The sequence below is a fragment of the Plantactinospora sp. CA-290183 genome (genome assembly GCF_050936375.1).
In the GTDB taxonomy this organism is placed as follows: Bacteria; Actinomycetota; Actinomycetes; order Mycobacteriales; family Micromonosporaceae; genus Plantactinospora.
In genome coordinates, this window is sequence record NZ_JBNJMX010000007.1 from 89,092 (window position 1) to 102,668 (window position 13,577).

Here is a 13,577-nt window from a genome sequence, read left to right on the forward strand (position 1 = left end):
GTGGTACCTCCTCCGTCGAGATCAGCAGTACCCCGACGGCCGGCGGCCACACCTGTCAATCGCGTACCGGCCGGAAGCCCTTCGCGATGATGTCGAACAGGGCGAGGTCCCTGGTCCAACTGCTCTCGGGAGCGTCCCAGCGGATCGCGTACGCCTTGTCCCTGGCGGTCACGAAACCCCGGTTCCGTACGTGCATCCGGACGCCGTCCTCCGTGTGCAGCCACTCCCAGTCGGCGGCCTCGTCCCAGTAGTCGACGCTCCGGATCGTCACCTTCTGATAGTCGTCGTAGTCGCCCCTGCGGTCCCGCTCCTGCCTCGTCCAGTCCGCGACCGGATCGGACTGGGGGTCGTTGGTCTGGTCGATCATCAGCAGGCGCGCGCTGCGCGGGTCGTTGAAGTACACCCGGAACTGGCCCGGCTCGCCCGTCGGCTCCCGTCTCTCGGTCCAGCCCTCCGGGACCGGCACCGAAAAGCCCGTCTCGTCCCTGTGCAGCACCCAACCCGCCGGTACCACCGGGTCGCCCTGGCCCTCGGCCGTCGGCGTCGCCGGCGGCTGGGCCGGTGCGGCACTGGTCGGGGCCACAGACGGCGGCGGTGCGCTGGTCGCCGCCGCCGAGGGGCTGGCGGCGGGCGCACCGGTGCCGCCCGGGCCCGGTTCGGCGCCGGTGTTCTCGGCGGAGTCCCGGTTCAGCAGCGGCACCACGACGACGAGGGCCAGCAGGAGCAGCCCGACCAGTCCGCCGATCAGCCACAGCTTGCGGTTGCCCGCCAGAGGTCCCCGCCGCTCGTCCACGGTCGCGGCAGGGGCGAGGACGGGGGCACTCCCGATCGACTGGACCGGCGGGTTGACCAGCTCGGTCGGCTGTGCGTCGGCCGGGGGTGGCGTCGGCGCCTGCCTCGAGGGTGCCTCCGGCTCGGCCGGTGCCGCGCTCGCCTCCGCTGCCGCGGGCCCGGCCGGTACCGGGTCCGCCTCCGGCTCGGCCGGCTCGGCCGGGGGTGGCGTCGACGGGGCCGGGGCCGACGTCGAGGTCGACACGTCGAGCTGCGTCGGCCCGCCGTCCGATTCCGTCGACGCGCCGTCAGACTGGGCCGGCACGGGCGGAACGACGACGGTCGGCCCCGCCGGGGCCTCGGGGGCCGCCTCGACGCGGGGCGTCGGGTCCACCGGGGCCGACGAGTCCCGCTCGGTCGGCGGGGTCGTGTCGAGCTTCCTCGTCACGCCGTCGGCCGGCACCGCAGGTGGTGGCGGCGCCGCAGCCGGAGGCCCGGAAGACTGATCCTGCGACGGCCGGGGCGCCGGCAACGGAACAAATTTCGTACGCGGCTCGCGGGAACCGAGCGGGCTCGGCCGCCGTACACCGTCCAGCAGTGACATTCCGGGGCGGGTTCGGCGACCCGCGGCGCGGCGCAGCAGCCGCTCCGCGACCTCCGCGTTGACCCGGGCACTCGGATCCTTGCGGAGCAACCCGGCGAGTACCGCCTTGAGCGGCCCGGCCCGCCGCGACGCCGGCGGCGGTTCCGTGGCCAGCGCCGCCAGGGTCGCGATCGCGGACGGGCGGGCGAACGGCGAGTGGCCCTCGACCGCCGCGAACAGCGTCGCGCCCAGCGACCAGAGGTCGCCCTCCGGGCCGGCCGTGCCGTCCTTCGCCCGCTCCGGCGCGATGTACGCGGGCGAGCCCAGCACCAGCCCGGTACGGGTCACGTTCGGGTCGCCCGGCACCGTGGCCAGCCCGAAGTCGGTCAGCACGACCCGCCCGTCGTCGCCGAGCAGCACGTTGCCCGGCTTCACGTCCCGGTGCATCACGCCGGCCCGGTGTGCGGACTTCAGCGCGCCGAGCACCCCCAGCCCGATCTCGGCGGCCCGTACCGGTGACACCGGGCCGTCGCTGGCCAGCACGTCCTGCAACGAGCGCGACGGTACGTACTCCATCACGATCCACGGGTCACCGTCGGTACGGAGCACGTCGAAGACCCGTACGACGTTGGCGTGGTTGAGTCGGGCGATCGCCCGGGCCTCCCGCAGCGACCGCTCGCGCATCTCCCGGCGCTCGTCCTCGGTCAACCCGGGAGGAGGGACCAGTTCCTTGATGGCGACGTCGCGGTGCAGGACCTCGTCGCGGGCCTTCCAGACACGACCCATGCCTCCCTGACCGAGCGGTTCCACGATGCGGTACCGGTCAGCGATGAGTTGAGGGGGTGCACTGGACACCCGTGGACGGTACCCAACGACAAGTTGGCTCACACTCGCGGCACGCCTATCTGAGACGTTCGGCAACCGACAACGCGTACTCTCGACGCATGTTCGAGCGAGAGCCGGCGCTCCGGGTGGTCCGGGGGACGCCGACGGCAGAGGAGTTGGCCGCCCTGGTGGCCGCCGTCCTCCTGCGATCCCGATCGGACACCCCGGCCCGACCGGCCGCCGTGTCGACCTGGGCCAGGAGCGCGCGCCCCGGCGCGGTCCCGACCCGGGCGGGCATCGACGCCTGGCGGGTCTCCGGCCTCCCACGTTGATCGAAACGTGCCCGAACGGGGCTGCCAGCGCTGGCCAGAACCACTAGCCTTACAAGTGGGGCAGTACGCTGTGACACCTGGGGAGTAGCGAGTGATACCTGAGGAAGATCGCGGGCCGGCCTGGCTGCGCGACTACGGCGGCAGCATCGAAGCCGATATCCAGCGCATGGAGCAGTTCGCCGCCGAGCTTGAAGCCGAAGTACGGAAGAACTATGTCCCCCACATGAAAGAACTGCAGGGCGACATGATGGTGGAGATGCCCGGCCCTCCGGCGGACTTTCCCGAGCTGGTCTCCTTCCTGCAGCGCCATCAGGAAGTTCAGCAGGAGACGTCGAACGGGGTCTGGAACATCGGTAATAAGACGGGTGGCATGGCCACCGCCGCGAAGCTGGTCAGCGAGAACTACAGCAATTCCGACGCGTTCTCTCACGCACGCGTCCGCGACGTTGAGCAGGCGCTGGACCAAACGGGTGTGACAAATACAGGTACCTCAGCGGCACACACCGATCAGGGATCGACAGGTGCCCCTCAGACACCAGGCAGCAGTACTGACCACTCAGGAGCCTCCTGATGCTTGACGCGGACGTGCGCGGTGGATACGCCGGCGTTACCAACTGGTACGGGCAAGATGTCGAGCAGATGTGGGCGAAGCTGGCCAACCAGCAGACCGACAGCCACTGGCAGCACGTCGGCAGTTGGCAGAAGACGTACGAACTGAGTTCGATGCACCTTTCCCGGATGAAGGAATACCGGGATAACCTGATCCAGGCGTGGTCACCGGAGAAGAACGAGGCGGCACGGGCGTACGTGGTCCGGCTCGACGCGATCATCAAGCAGGTGCAGGATGTCTACGACACCGCGGTGACGAACCACCAGGCGTTGAAGAGCGTCACCATGGCGCTCTGGGATTCCCGCTTCAATCTGGAAAAGATCCACAAAGAGTACCTGAGCAAGAAGCAGGCGAAAGCAGACTACGATCAGCGGGTCGCGTTCGAGCGTGACTCACAGCTTCCGGGCGTCTCTCTTGGCGACCCACCAGCGACGCAGGCCGACCTGGACAACCTGAACAACCAGGCCCGCTCCATTATGTACAGCCTGAGCAACGATCTCGGCTTGGCGCAGATGCAGCTTAGGAAGCCTCTGCCACCACCGAAGGAGTTGGGCCGGGTTAATGAGCCCGGAGGAGAAACCGGGGCAGGTGATGGCGGCGGATTCGTTGGGTCCAACCCGCCGGTGCTGCCGCCGGTCGTTCCCGTGTCCAACGGCGGCGGAGGTTACTCACCACCCTCGTCCCCGCCGCCCCCTTCCACCTATTCGCCTGTTACGCAACCGGTCGCTTCGAGCGGGCCGGTACTCGGAAATGCGGGACCGGTCGCCCCTCCCGCTCCTCCGCCGCCTCCTCCGGTCATTACGCCCACTCCCACTCCGGGGCCGGGGCCGAGCCCGATCCTGCCGCCTCCTCTTCCAGGACCAATGCCTCCGTCCCCTTATCCCAGCAACGGTCAAGGTTTGCCGATCAAGCCGGGAATAGGCACGCATGCGGGCTTGCCGCCACGGCCTGCGATGCCTCCCGGCGGCATGATCGGTGGGGCGCCGGGGGCCGGACTTGCGCAGCCGGGTGCCGGAGCATCGCCCGCTCGACGGATCAACCCGGTAGGCGGGGTCATCGGTGGTGGCGGCGCAGGCACATCGCCGATGGGGAGTGCGGGGCAACGGCCCGGCCAGAACTTCGGCACGGCCTCGGGTGCACGCGCCGGCAACTCTCGGAAGGAAGACGAGACCTCCCAGCACTGGGATCCCGACAACCCCTGGGAGACCGACGAGGGTGTGGCTCCGGTCGTGCTTCCCCCTCGCGAGACCGGCCGCATCGACCCCGGCCCGGCGATCGGTTTCAATCGGTGATCAGACGCACGACCCGCGCGGCCGTGGCACTGCTTTGTGCCACGGCCGTCGCCGTCCTACCCGCCACTCCCGCCCAGGCCGACCAGGTGCGAGACAACCAGTGGCACCTGCGCTACCTCAAGGTGGTCGAAGCCCACAGGATCACCCAAGGAGCGGGAGTGACCGTCGCCGTTATCGACACCGGCGTCGACCCCCACCCCGATCTACGCAATAACCTCCTCTCAGGAACCGACATCCATCCTGGCGGGCGAGGAAACGGCCAAGCAGACGATGACGGGCATGGCACGCAGATGGCCGGCCTCATCGCCGGTCACGGGCGTCCCGGAAGCCGCGGGGTCCTTGGCATCGCCCCTAGCGCAAAACTCTTGCCCATCGACTACGTAAGTAAGGCCGACCCAAGCAACCCGGACAACGCGGCGGCTGGCATAGACTGGGCAGTCTCAAAGGGCGCGAAGGTAATAAGCATCGCCTCTGCGGGGACGCCGACCCCTGAGTTACAAAGCTCAGTGAACGCTGCGCTCGAGAAGGACGTAGTCATCGTCGCAGGGGGCGGCAATACGCGCACTTTCCTCGTTGGATATCCAGCAGCCTACGCTGGAGTCGTTGCAGTAAGTGCTGCCGACAAGAGCGGAAACCGAGCCGACTTCGCGGCGACCGGCTCCGAAATTGTTATCTCTGCACCTGGCGTTGATATCTACAGCACCTCCCCTGGCGGCGGTTACGAAACGAACAGCGGAACTTCTCCCGCCACAGCCATTGTGGCGGGGGCAGCGGCGTTGGTACGGAGCAAATACCCCGACCTGTCGGCGAGGGAAGTCGTGCATCGGCTCACCGCCACCGCCGCCGACAAGGGGGCGCGCGGCCGGGACGAGGAGTACGGCTACGGCGTACTCAACCTGGTCGGGGCGCTGACTGCGGACGTACCGCCGCTGGAAGGTGCCGCCGAACCGAGCGCCAGCGCCGCGCCGAGCCCGACCGCGGGCAATCCGGACGCGGCGGCGCCCGACCGGGACAACAGCGGCTCGACGACGGTGCTCGTCAGCCTCGGTGCCGTCGGTGTGCTCGTCGTACTCGGGTTCCTGATCGCGCTCCTCGTACTGTTGGCGCGCCGGCGATCGGCGGAATGACCGCCCCGAGGCGCCTGGCCCGGCGCGGCGATCGGTGGGATGACCGGCCCGAGGCGCCTGGGCCGACGCGACGCCGGGTAGCGTAGGCCGCCGTGCGTACGACAAACCGGCCGCGACTGGTGCTCGCCTCGGCGAGCCCGGCCCGGCGCAAGCTTCTGCTCGCCGCCGGCATCGAGCCGGAGGTGCTGGTCAGTGGCGTGGACGAGTCCCAGGTGGATCCCTCGACGCCCGACGCGCTGAGCCTCACCCTGGCCCAGCTCAAGGCGCGAGCCGTCGCGGAACGCCTCTGCCGGGAGAATGGGACGACCGGCCAAGCGGACCGGACCGCACAGCAGAACGCGGCCGGGCACGAGCACGGTACGGACGAGGGACGTACCCTCGTGCTCGGCTGCGACTCGGTGCTTGCCTTCGACGGCGAGATCTACGGCAAGCCATCCAGCGCCGAAGACGCCACCGAGCGCTGGCGGCAGATGCGGGGCCGGAGCGGCGTACTGCACACCGGGCACTGCCTGATCGATCTGCGCGCTGACCGCGAGGTGGCGGAGGTCGCCGCGACGACCGTGCACTTCGCCACCGTCACCGACGAGGAGATCGCCGCCTACGTGGCCACCGGCGAGCCCTTGCAGGTGGCGGGCGCCTTCACCCTCGACGGGATCGGCGGCCCGTTCGTGGACCGGGTGGACGGCGATCCCGGTACCGTCATCGGGCTCTCCCTCCCGCTGCTCCGCCTGATGCTCAACGAGCTTGACCTGCGGATCACGGACCTCTGGGCCGACCTGACCTCGACGGCCGGCAGCGCCCCGCACTGACCCGCCGGCGCCGGCCGGCAGCCTGCACCGACCGGCGGCGACGGCCGGGCCGGGGCCGACAGTGGGCCGTCGCTAAGGGCGGCAGTGGCCCGGGGCAGGGACTAGCGTCGGGGCGTGACCCGAAAATCCATACCGCTGACCGACGACCTGCACGCCTACCTCGTGGCGCACGGCTCCCCGCCCGACGACCTCGTGGTCGAACTGATGGACGAGACCCTGGCGGCGCTGCCGGCGCAGGCGCAGATGCAGATCGCCCCGGAGCAGGCCGCCCTGCTGACCCTGCTCACCCGGCTGGTGAACGCCCGACAGGCGGTGGAGGTGGGCACCTTCACCGGCCTCTCCGCGCTGGCCATCGCCCGGGGACTTCCCGCGGACGGCCGGTTGACCTGCCTCGACATCTCCGAGGAGTACACCTCGATCGCCCGCCGCTACTGGCAGCGGGCCGGGGTCGGCGACCGGATCGAGCTGCGGATCGGCCCGGCCATCGAGTCGCTGCGCTCGTTGCCGACCGAGCCGCACCTCGACCTCGCCTTCATCGACGCGGACAAGACTGAGTACCCGGTCTACTGGGCCGAGCTGGTGCCACGGATGCGGGCCGGCGGCCTGATCGTGGTCGACAACGTACTCCGGGACGGCCGGGTCCTGGCCCCGGAGAGCCCGTCGGACCTGGCCGTCGCCAGCTTCAACGACGAGATCCTCTCCGACGACCGGGTCGACCTGGTCATGCTGCCGATCGCCGACGGACTCACCCTGGCCCGGCGCCGCTGACCCAGGCGGCGCAACCGCCCCGACCGCCAGCGGCAGACCGCCAGAACGACCCACCCGTCACCGGTACGCCGGGCACTCCGGCGTACCGGTGACGGGTGCGGGGTCGGCACCGCTCAGCGGACGCTGCGGGAGAACTCGCGGGCGGCCCAGACCACGGCCAGCGTGGTGATCACCGCCATGATGGAGAGCCCCTGCCAGACGGCGTCGTTGCCCAGGTCACCGGCGAAGAGCGCGCGGGCCCCGTCGACCGCCCAGGAGAACGGGTTCCAGTCGGCGATCCCCTGTAGCCAGCCGGGCGCGAAGTTCAGCGGCAGCAGGATCCCGGAGAGCAGCAGCACCGGCTGGGCGATCGTGTTCATCACCGGCGCGAGGGCGTCCTCGCTCTTCACCACGAGTGCGATGCCGTACGACAGCGCCGAGGTCATCATGGCGATGAGTGCCAGCATCAGGTACGCCAGCAGCAGGTCACCGATGAAGACGGTGAGCCCGAAGGCGAGCGCCAGCACGGTGATGATGATCGCCTGGGCGATCAGCGACACGACGTCGCGCAGTGACCGGCCGAGCAGCAGGGCGAGGCGGCTGATCGGGGTGACCCGGGACCGCTCGATCACCCCGGCCCGCAGCTCGGCGATCAGGCCGAAGCCCTGGAACAGGCCGCCGAAGATGGCCAGCAGCACCAGCAGGCCGGGTACGAAGATGCGGTAGGCCTCGGCGTTCGTCGGCGCGTTCAGCGCGGGCTTGAGCAGCGGGGCGAAGAGCAGCAGGTACATCACCGGCTGAAAGATGCCGACGAAGAGCCAGACCGGTTGGCGCACCAGCAGCAGGAACTGCCGCTGGAAGATCAGCCAGGTGTCGCGGACGAGTTTCATGACACGGATCTCCTGTATCGCAGGCAGGACGAAAGGTAGGCGGGCCGGTCAGGACTCACGGAGCGAGCGGCCGGTCTTGGTGAGGAACACGTCGTCCAGGCTGGGCCGGTGCAGCTCGATGGAGCTGAGCGCGATGCCGGCGGCGTCAAGGGCGCGCAGGATCTGCGGCATGTCCCGGGCACCGTCGTTGACGTAGAGCCGCAGCCCACCCTCCTCGGGCGTCTCCAGCTTGGTCACGTACGACTCGGTCTCCAGTGCCTTGGCGGCGGCCGGCACCGACCCCTCGATGGCGACCACCACCACGTCGCCGGAGATCTCCCGCTTCAGCTCCGCCGGTGTCCCCTCGGCCACGATCTCGCCGTGGTCCATGATGGCGATCCGGTCGCAGAGCGCGTCCGCCTCGTCCAGGTAGTGCGTGGTGATGAAGACGGTCATCCCCTCGGCACGCAGCCGCCGGATCTCGTCCCACATGTGGGCCCGGCTCTGCGGGTCGAGGCCGGTGGTCGGCTCGTCGAGAAAAACGATCTTCGGCTCGTGGATGATGCCGAGCGCGATGTCGACCCGGCGGCGCTGACCGCCGGAGTAGGTCCCGCACTTGCGGTCGGCGTACTCGGTGAGCTGGAACGCCGCCAACGCCCGTACGGCGCGCTGCTGTGCGTCGGCCTTGCTGAGCCCGTACATCCGGGCCTGGAGTACGAGTTCCTCCCGCGCGGTGGACTCGTCCCAGGTGCTGCCGCCCTGGGCCACGTAGCCGATCCGCCGGCGCACCTCGGCCGGGTCGCTGCGCAGGTCGGCGCCGGCGATGGTGGCCTCGCCGTCGTCCGGTTCGATGAGTGTGGCGAGCATCCGCAGGGTGGTGGTCTTGCCCGCGCCGTTGGGCCCGAGGAAGCCGAAGATCTCCCCCTCGTTCACCACGAGGTCGACTCCGCGTACGGCGTCGACGGTTTTCTTCTCTCTGCCCTGTCGGGAGCGGAACGACTTCCGCAGCCCCTTGGTCTCGATCATGAATGCTCCTGGTCGCCCGGGCCGGCGAGCCCGCCGACCGCGTCCCCCCGGGGGCGACGCCGTACAGCGCCCACCCCGACGAATCGCCGTCAGGCTAACGAGATATAGCGCTGTTAGTCAACGTTGATTATTACGCGTCGGAACCACGATCGGCAGCGGACTCCCCCGGCGCCTGACCGAAGCGCTCCCAGCCGGGCGCCGCGTGGAGGCTCTCAGGCAGGTACGACACTCCGGAGTCGACCAGGTCCGCGATCTCCTCGCACCAGGCGATCTCGCTCTCGGCCCGGCCGATCCAGAGCCGCCACATCCAGTTCACGTGGGTCGGCATGCCCTGCTTCAACCAGCCGGACTCCATCGCGGCCCGCAGGCTCTCCACCTCGGCGCGCATCAGCCGGGCCCGGTTGCGCAACGCGGCCGAGGCCTCCTCGCGGGGCAGCACCGGCAGGAACGAGAAGGCGGCGAAGAACGGATCCGCCACCGCCGCGACGCTCCACCACTGGCCGCGCAGCAGGTTCTGGAACTCGTCCTCTCCCTTGGCGGTGACCTCGTACCTGATCCGGGCCGGCCGGGCGCCCACCTGCTCGGTGCCCACCTCGCGCAGCTGTCCCTCCTCGGCCAGCCTGCGCAGGGCGTGGTAGATCGAGCCGGGCTGGACGTTGGCCCACTTGTCCGCGCCCCAGCTCAGCAGCTCGCGGCGGACGTCGTAGCCGTGCACGGGTTGCATCCAACGGACCAGGCCGAGAATCATCATTCGGGTGGCTGACACGACACCAAAGCGTAATAGCCAAACTTGACTACCGCCCGGCTGGGGGTCTGGCCGCCTCCGCCGGAACCCGGCCGGCCGGCCCGGGTAGCGTCTGATCCGTCGTCGGCGACCACCCCCGCGACTTCCAGCGAAAACCGCCGTCGAGGACAATCACCGAGCCCGCCGGAACGCCGCCCCCGAGGCCGGCGGGACGCCGCCGCGATCGGTCGACGACGGACGCGATCGGTCAACCAGAGGAGGAGCAGCCGCGTGCGCAAGATACTCATCGCCAACCGGGGCGAGATCGCGGTCCGGGTCGTCCGCGCCTGCCGGGACGCCGGGCTGACCAGCGTCGCCGTGTACGCGGACTCCGACCGCGACGCGTTGCACGCCACCGGCGCCGACGAGGCGTACGCCCTGGGCGGGGACACCGCGGCGGAGACGTACCTGCGGATCGACAAGCTGCTCGACGTGGCCGCTCGGGCGGGCGCGGACGCCGTACACCCGGGTTACGGGTTTCTCTCCGAGAACGCGGACTTCGCGGCGGCCGTCATCGACGCCGGCCTGACCTGGATCGGGCCGAGCCCGCAGGCGATCCGCGACCTGGGCGACAAGGTCACCGCCCGGCACATCGCCCAGCGGGCCGGCGCGCCCCTGGTGCCCGGCACGGCGGAACCGGTCGGCGGCCCGGACGAGGTGCTGGCCTTCGCCGCCGACCACGGGTTGCCGGTGGCGATCAAGGCGGCGTTCGGCGGCGGCGGCCGTGGCCTGAAGGTGGCCCGGACGATGGAGGAGATCCCGGCGCTCTTCGAGTCGGCCACCCGGGAGGCCGTCGCGGCGTTCGGCCGGGGCGAGTGTTTCGTGGAGCGGTACCTGGACCGGCCCCGGCACGTCGAGGCGCAGGTCCTCGCCGACCAGCACGGCAACGTGGTGGTCGTGGGCACCCGGGACTGCTCCCTGCAGCGCCGGCACCAGAAACTGGTCGAGGAGGCGCCGGCGCCGTTCCTGACCGCCGAGCAGCGCGCGCAGATCCACGCCAGCGCCAAGGCGATCTGCCGGGAGGCCGCCTACCACGGCGCCGGCACGGTGGAATACCTGGTCGGTGGCGACGGCACCATCTCCTTCCTGGAGGTCAACACCCGGTTGCAGGTGGAGCACCCGGTGACCGAGGAGACCGCCGGAATCGACCTGGTCCGTGAGCAGTTCCGGATCGCGGCCGGCGAGAAGCTGCGGCTCGACGCCGATCCGAACCCGCGCGGCCACTCGATCGAGTTCCGGATCAACGGCGAGGACCCGGGCCGGAACTTCCTGCCCGCGCCCGGCACGGTGACCGCGCTGCGGCTGCCCGGCGGGCCCGGGGTACGGGTCGACACCGGCATCTCCGCCGGTGACGTGATCGGCGGGAACTTCGACTCGCTGCTCGCCAAGCTGATCGTCACCGGCGAGACCCGTACCGAGGCGTTGGAGCGGGCCCGGCGTGCCCTCGACGAGATGGTGGTGGACGGCATGGCCACCGCGCTGCCCTTCCACCGGCTGGTGGTGCGGGATGCGGCCTTCACCGACGCCCCGTTCCGGGTGCACACCCGGTGGATCGAGACCGAGTTCGAGAACACCGTGCCGCCGTTCACCGGTGCCGCCCCGGCCGCCGAGCCGGCCCTGGAGCGCGAGACCGTCGTGGTCGAGGTGGGCGGCAAGCGGCTGGAGGTCAGCCTCCCTGCCGGCTACGGCACGGGTACGCCCTCGGCCGGCGCCGCGGGCCGGGCCGGCACCGCCCCTGTCCGGCCGACCCGTCGGGGCGGGAGCAGCGGTTCCCCGGCCGTGACCGGTGGCGACGCCCTGACCGCCCCGATGCAGGGCACGATCGTCAAGGTCGCGGTCGCCGAGGGTGACACCGTCGCCGAGGGTGAGCTGATCGTGGTGATGGAGGCGATGAAGATGGAGCAGCCGCTGCACGCGCACAAGGCCGGCGTGGTACGCGGGCTCTCCGCGCAGGTCGGCGCGGTGCTCACCGCCGGCACCCCGATCTGCCGCATCACCTGACCCCAAGATCACCGTGATCAGGGAGCGGTACGGGCGTGTCGTCGGCGTGTCCCGCTATCAGCTCCCTGATCACCGCGATCAGCGCGGCGCGGGGCGCGGCGCGAGGCGCGGCGCGGGGCGCGGCGCGGGGCGCGGGGCGGCAGGGGCGCCGGGCGGCGCGGGGCGCGGGGCGGCGCGGGGCGCGGAGCGCGGCGCGGCCAGGGACGGCCGTCGTGAGAGCGCGGTGCTGGTCAGGGCATGATGGCCGGGTGCGGTTCATCAACGGCGGGGCACCCGCGCAGGACCTGACCTACAACGACGTCTTCATGGCACCGGTCCGCTCGGACCTGGCGTCGCGGCTCGACGTCGACCTTTCCACCGACGACGGCACCGGCACCACGATCCCGATCGTGGTCTCCAACATGACGGCGGTCGCCGGACGCCGGATGGCGGAGACGGTGGCCCGGCGCGGGGCGATCACCGTACTGCCGCAGGACATTCCGATCGACGTGGTCGCCGAGGTGGTCTCCTGGGTGAAGCAGCGCCACCTGGTGCACGACACGGCGATCACGCTCGGCCCGACCGACACCGTCGGGGACGCGATCCACCTGCTGCCGAAGCGCTCCCACGGGGCGGTGGTCGTGGTCGACGCCGACGGGCGACCCCTCGGCGTGGTCACCGAGGCGGACACCGTGGGAGTGGACCGCTTCGCCCAGCTGCGGCATGTGATGTCCACCGAGCTGCACACCGTGCCCGCCGAGGCGGATCCGCGTACCGGCTTCGAGCGGCTCTCGCAGGGCCGCCGCCGGCTGGCCCCGGTGGTCGACGTCGAGGGCCGGCTGGTCGGGGTACTGACCCGGCAGGGGGCGCTGCGGGCCACGCTCTACCGGCCCGCGCTGGACGGCAAGGGCCGGCTGCGGATAGCCGCCGCGATCGGCATCAACGGCGACGTGGCCGGCAAGGCGTCCGCGCTGCTGGAGGCGGGGGTGGACACGCTCGTGGTGGACACCGCGCACGGTCACCAGGAACGGATGATCAAGGCGCTGCGGGCGGTACGGGGGCTGAATCCGCCGGTGCCGGTCGCGGCCGGCAACGTGGTGACCGCGGAGGGCGTACGGGATCTGGTCGAGGCGGGCGCGGACATCGTGAAGGTGGGTGTCGGCCCCGGCGCGATGTGCACCACCCGGATGATGACCGGGGTGGGCCGGCCGCAGTTCTCGGCCGTGCTGGACTGCGCCGCCGCGGCCCGGCGACTCGGCCGGCACGTCTGGGCCGACGGCGGGGTACGGCATCCGCGCGACGTCGCCCTGGCGCTGGCCGCCGGCGCCTCGAACGTGATGATCGGCACCTGGTTCGCCGGCACGTACGAGTCACCGGGCGATCTCTACACCGACGCCGACGGCCGGCGGTACAAGGAGAGTTACGGGATGGCCTCGGCGCGCGCCGTCAGCGCCCGTACCGCCGAGGACAGCGTGTACGACCAGGCCCGCAAGGCGGTCTTCGAGGAGGGGATCTCCACCGCCCGGATGTACCTCGACCCGTCCCGCCCGGGGGTGGAGGACCTGATCGACGAGATCATCGCCGGGGTACGCAGCGCCTGCACGTACGCCGGCGCCGCCGACCTGGCCGAGTTCCACGCCCGGGCGGTGATCGGCGTGCAGAGCGCGGCCGGCTTCACCGAGGGGATGCCGATCCCGACGAACTGGTAGCCCGCGCCCACCGGACGCCCAGCGGGCGGATCGTCAGCGGGTCGAGTCGGCGGCGAAGATCGCGGTGATCAGGGAACAGTTCCGCGTGTCGGCCGGCGCGCCGCACGCACGGC

General features: G+C 71.0%; 12 protein-coding genes. 8 read left to right on the forward strand and 4 right to left on the reverse strand.

Features of this window, described 5'->3' with window-relative positions:
* Window positions 1–55 precede the first annotated feature (55 nt).
* A complete protein-coding gene (locus ACQEUR_RS15010) occupies window positions 56–2,209 on the reverse strand; it encodes a serine/threonine-protein kinase (protein ID WP_433030632.1) in 2,154 nt (717 codons plus the stop codon).
* A gap of 89 nt (window positions 2,210–2,298) precedes the next feature.
* On the opposite strand from ACQEUR_RS15010, the gene ACQEUR_RS15015 reads away from it, so the two are divergent.
* The 6 genes from ACQEUR_RS15015 to ACQEUR_RS15040 all read left to right on the forward strand — a co-directional run bounded on the left by ACQEUR_RS15015 (window position 2,299) and on the right by ACQEUR_RS15040 (window position 7,117).
* Window positions 2,299–2,511, forward strand: a complete 213-nt coding sequence (locus ACQEUR_RS15015) for an acyl-CoA carboxylase epsilon subunit (RefSeq protein ID WP_433030635.1) — start codon at window positions 2,299–2,301, stop codon at window positions 2,509–2,511.
* A gap of 91 nt (window positions 2,512–2,602) precedes the next feature.
* Window positions 2,603–3,082 carry a hypothetical protein gene (locus ACQEUR_RS15020; protein WP_433030638.1) on the forward strand — a complete coding sequence of 160 codons (480 nt, stop codon included), beginning with the start codon at window positions 2,603–2,605 and terminating at the stop codon, window positions 3,080–3,082.
* Window positions 3,082–4,413, forward strand: a complete 1,332-nt coding sequence (locus ACQEUR_RS15025; protein WP_433030641.1) for a hypothetical protein — start codon at window positions 3,082–3,084, stop codon at window positions 4,411–4,413. The genes ACQEUR_RS15020 and ACQEUR_RS15025 overlap by 1 nt, the downstream gene beginning before the upstream one ends.
* A 23-nt stretch (window positions 4,414–4,436) precedes the next feature.
* Window positions 4,437–5,540, forward strand: coding sequence for a type VII secretion-associated serine protease mycosin (mycP, locus tag ACQEUR_RS15030; protein WP_433031026.1), 1,104 nt, complete (start codon window positions 4,437–4,439; stop codon window positions 5,538–5,540).
* A 92-nt stretch (window positions 5,541–5,632) separates the two neighbouring features.
* Window positions 5,633–6,349: a Maf family protein gene (locus ACQEUR_RS15035; RefSeq protein ID WP_433030644.1), complete on the forward strand. Its 717-nt coding sequence runs from the start codon at window positions 5,633–5,635 to the stop codon at window positions 6,347–6,349.
* Between the two features lie 114 nt (window positions 6,350–6,463).
* Window positions 6,464–7,117 carry an O-methyltransferase gene (locus tag ACQEUR_RS15040; RefSeq protein ID WP_433030647.1) on the forward strand — a complete coding sequence of 218 codons (654 nt, stop codon included), beginning with the start codon at window positions 6,464–6,466 and terminating at the stop codon, window positions 7,115–7,117.
* A gap of 113 nt (window positions 7,118–7,230) precedes the next feature.
* On the opposite strand, the gene ACQEUR_RS15045 is transcribed toward ACQEUR_RS15040, so the two are convergent.
* The 3 genes from ACQEUR_RS15045 to ACQEUR_RS15055 form a co-directional block, all read right to left on the reverse strand.
* Window positions 7,231–7,986, reverse strand: a complete 756-nt coding sequence (locus ACQEUR_RS15045) for an ABC transporter permease (RefSeq protein WP_433030650.1) — start codon at window positions 7,984–7,986, stop codon at window positions 7,231–7,233.
* Window positions 7,987–8,034: 48 nt separating this feature from the next.
* Entirely contained in the window at window positions 8,035–8,991 is a 957-nt protein-coding gene (locus ACQEUR_RS15050) for an ATP-binding cassette domain-containing protein (RefSeq protein ID WP_433030653.1), read from the reverse strand.
* Between the two features lie 130 nt (window positions 8,992–9,121).
* A complete protein-coding gene (locus ACQEUR_RS15055; protein ID WP_433030656.1) occupies window positions 9,122–9,757 on the reverse strand; it encodes a PadR family transcriptional regulator in 636 nt (211 codons plus the stop codon).
* Window positions 9,758–10,006: 249 nt separating this feature from the next.
* Between ACQEUR_RS15055 and ACQEUR_RS15060 the strand changes: the two genes are divergently transcribed.
* Complete coding sequence (locus ACQEUR_RS15060) at window positions 10,007–11,776, forward strand: acetyl/propionyl/methylcrotonyl-CoA carboxylase subunit alpha (protein WP_433030659.1); 1,770 nt, start codon at window positions 10,007–10,009, stop codon at window positions 11,774–11,776.
* Window positions 11,777–12,024: 248 nt separating this feature from the next.
* The gene (locus ACQEUR_RS15065) at window positions 12,025–13,464 is read left to right on the forward strand and encodes a GuaB1 family IMP dehydrogenase-related protein (protein ID WP_433030661.1); all 1,440 of its coding nucleotides are present in this window, start codon (window positions 12,025–12,027) and stop codon (window positions 13,462–13,464) included.
* Window positions 13,465–13,577: the final 113 nt, after the last annotated feature.

Coding starts and splice junctions, on each gene's coding strand:
- ACQEUR_RS15045 (WP_433030650.1), bottom strand. CDS start 7,986: ATGAAACTCGTCCGCGACACCTGGCTGATCTTCCAGCGGCAGTTCCTG.
- ACQEUR_RS15015 (WP_433030635.1), top strand. CDS start 2,299: ATGTTCGAGCGAGAGCCGGCGCTCCGGGTGGTCCGGGGGACGCCGACG.
- ACQEUR_RS15025 (WP_433030641.1), top strand. CDS start 3,082: ATGCTTGACGCGGACGTGCGCGGTGGATACGCCGGCGTTACCAACTGG.
- ACQEUR_RS15050 (WP_433030653.1), bottom strand. CDS start 8,991: ATGATCGAGACCAAGGGGCTGCGGAAGTCGTTCCGCTCCCGACAGGGC.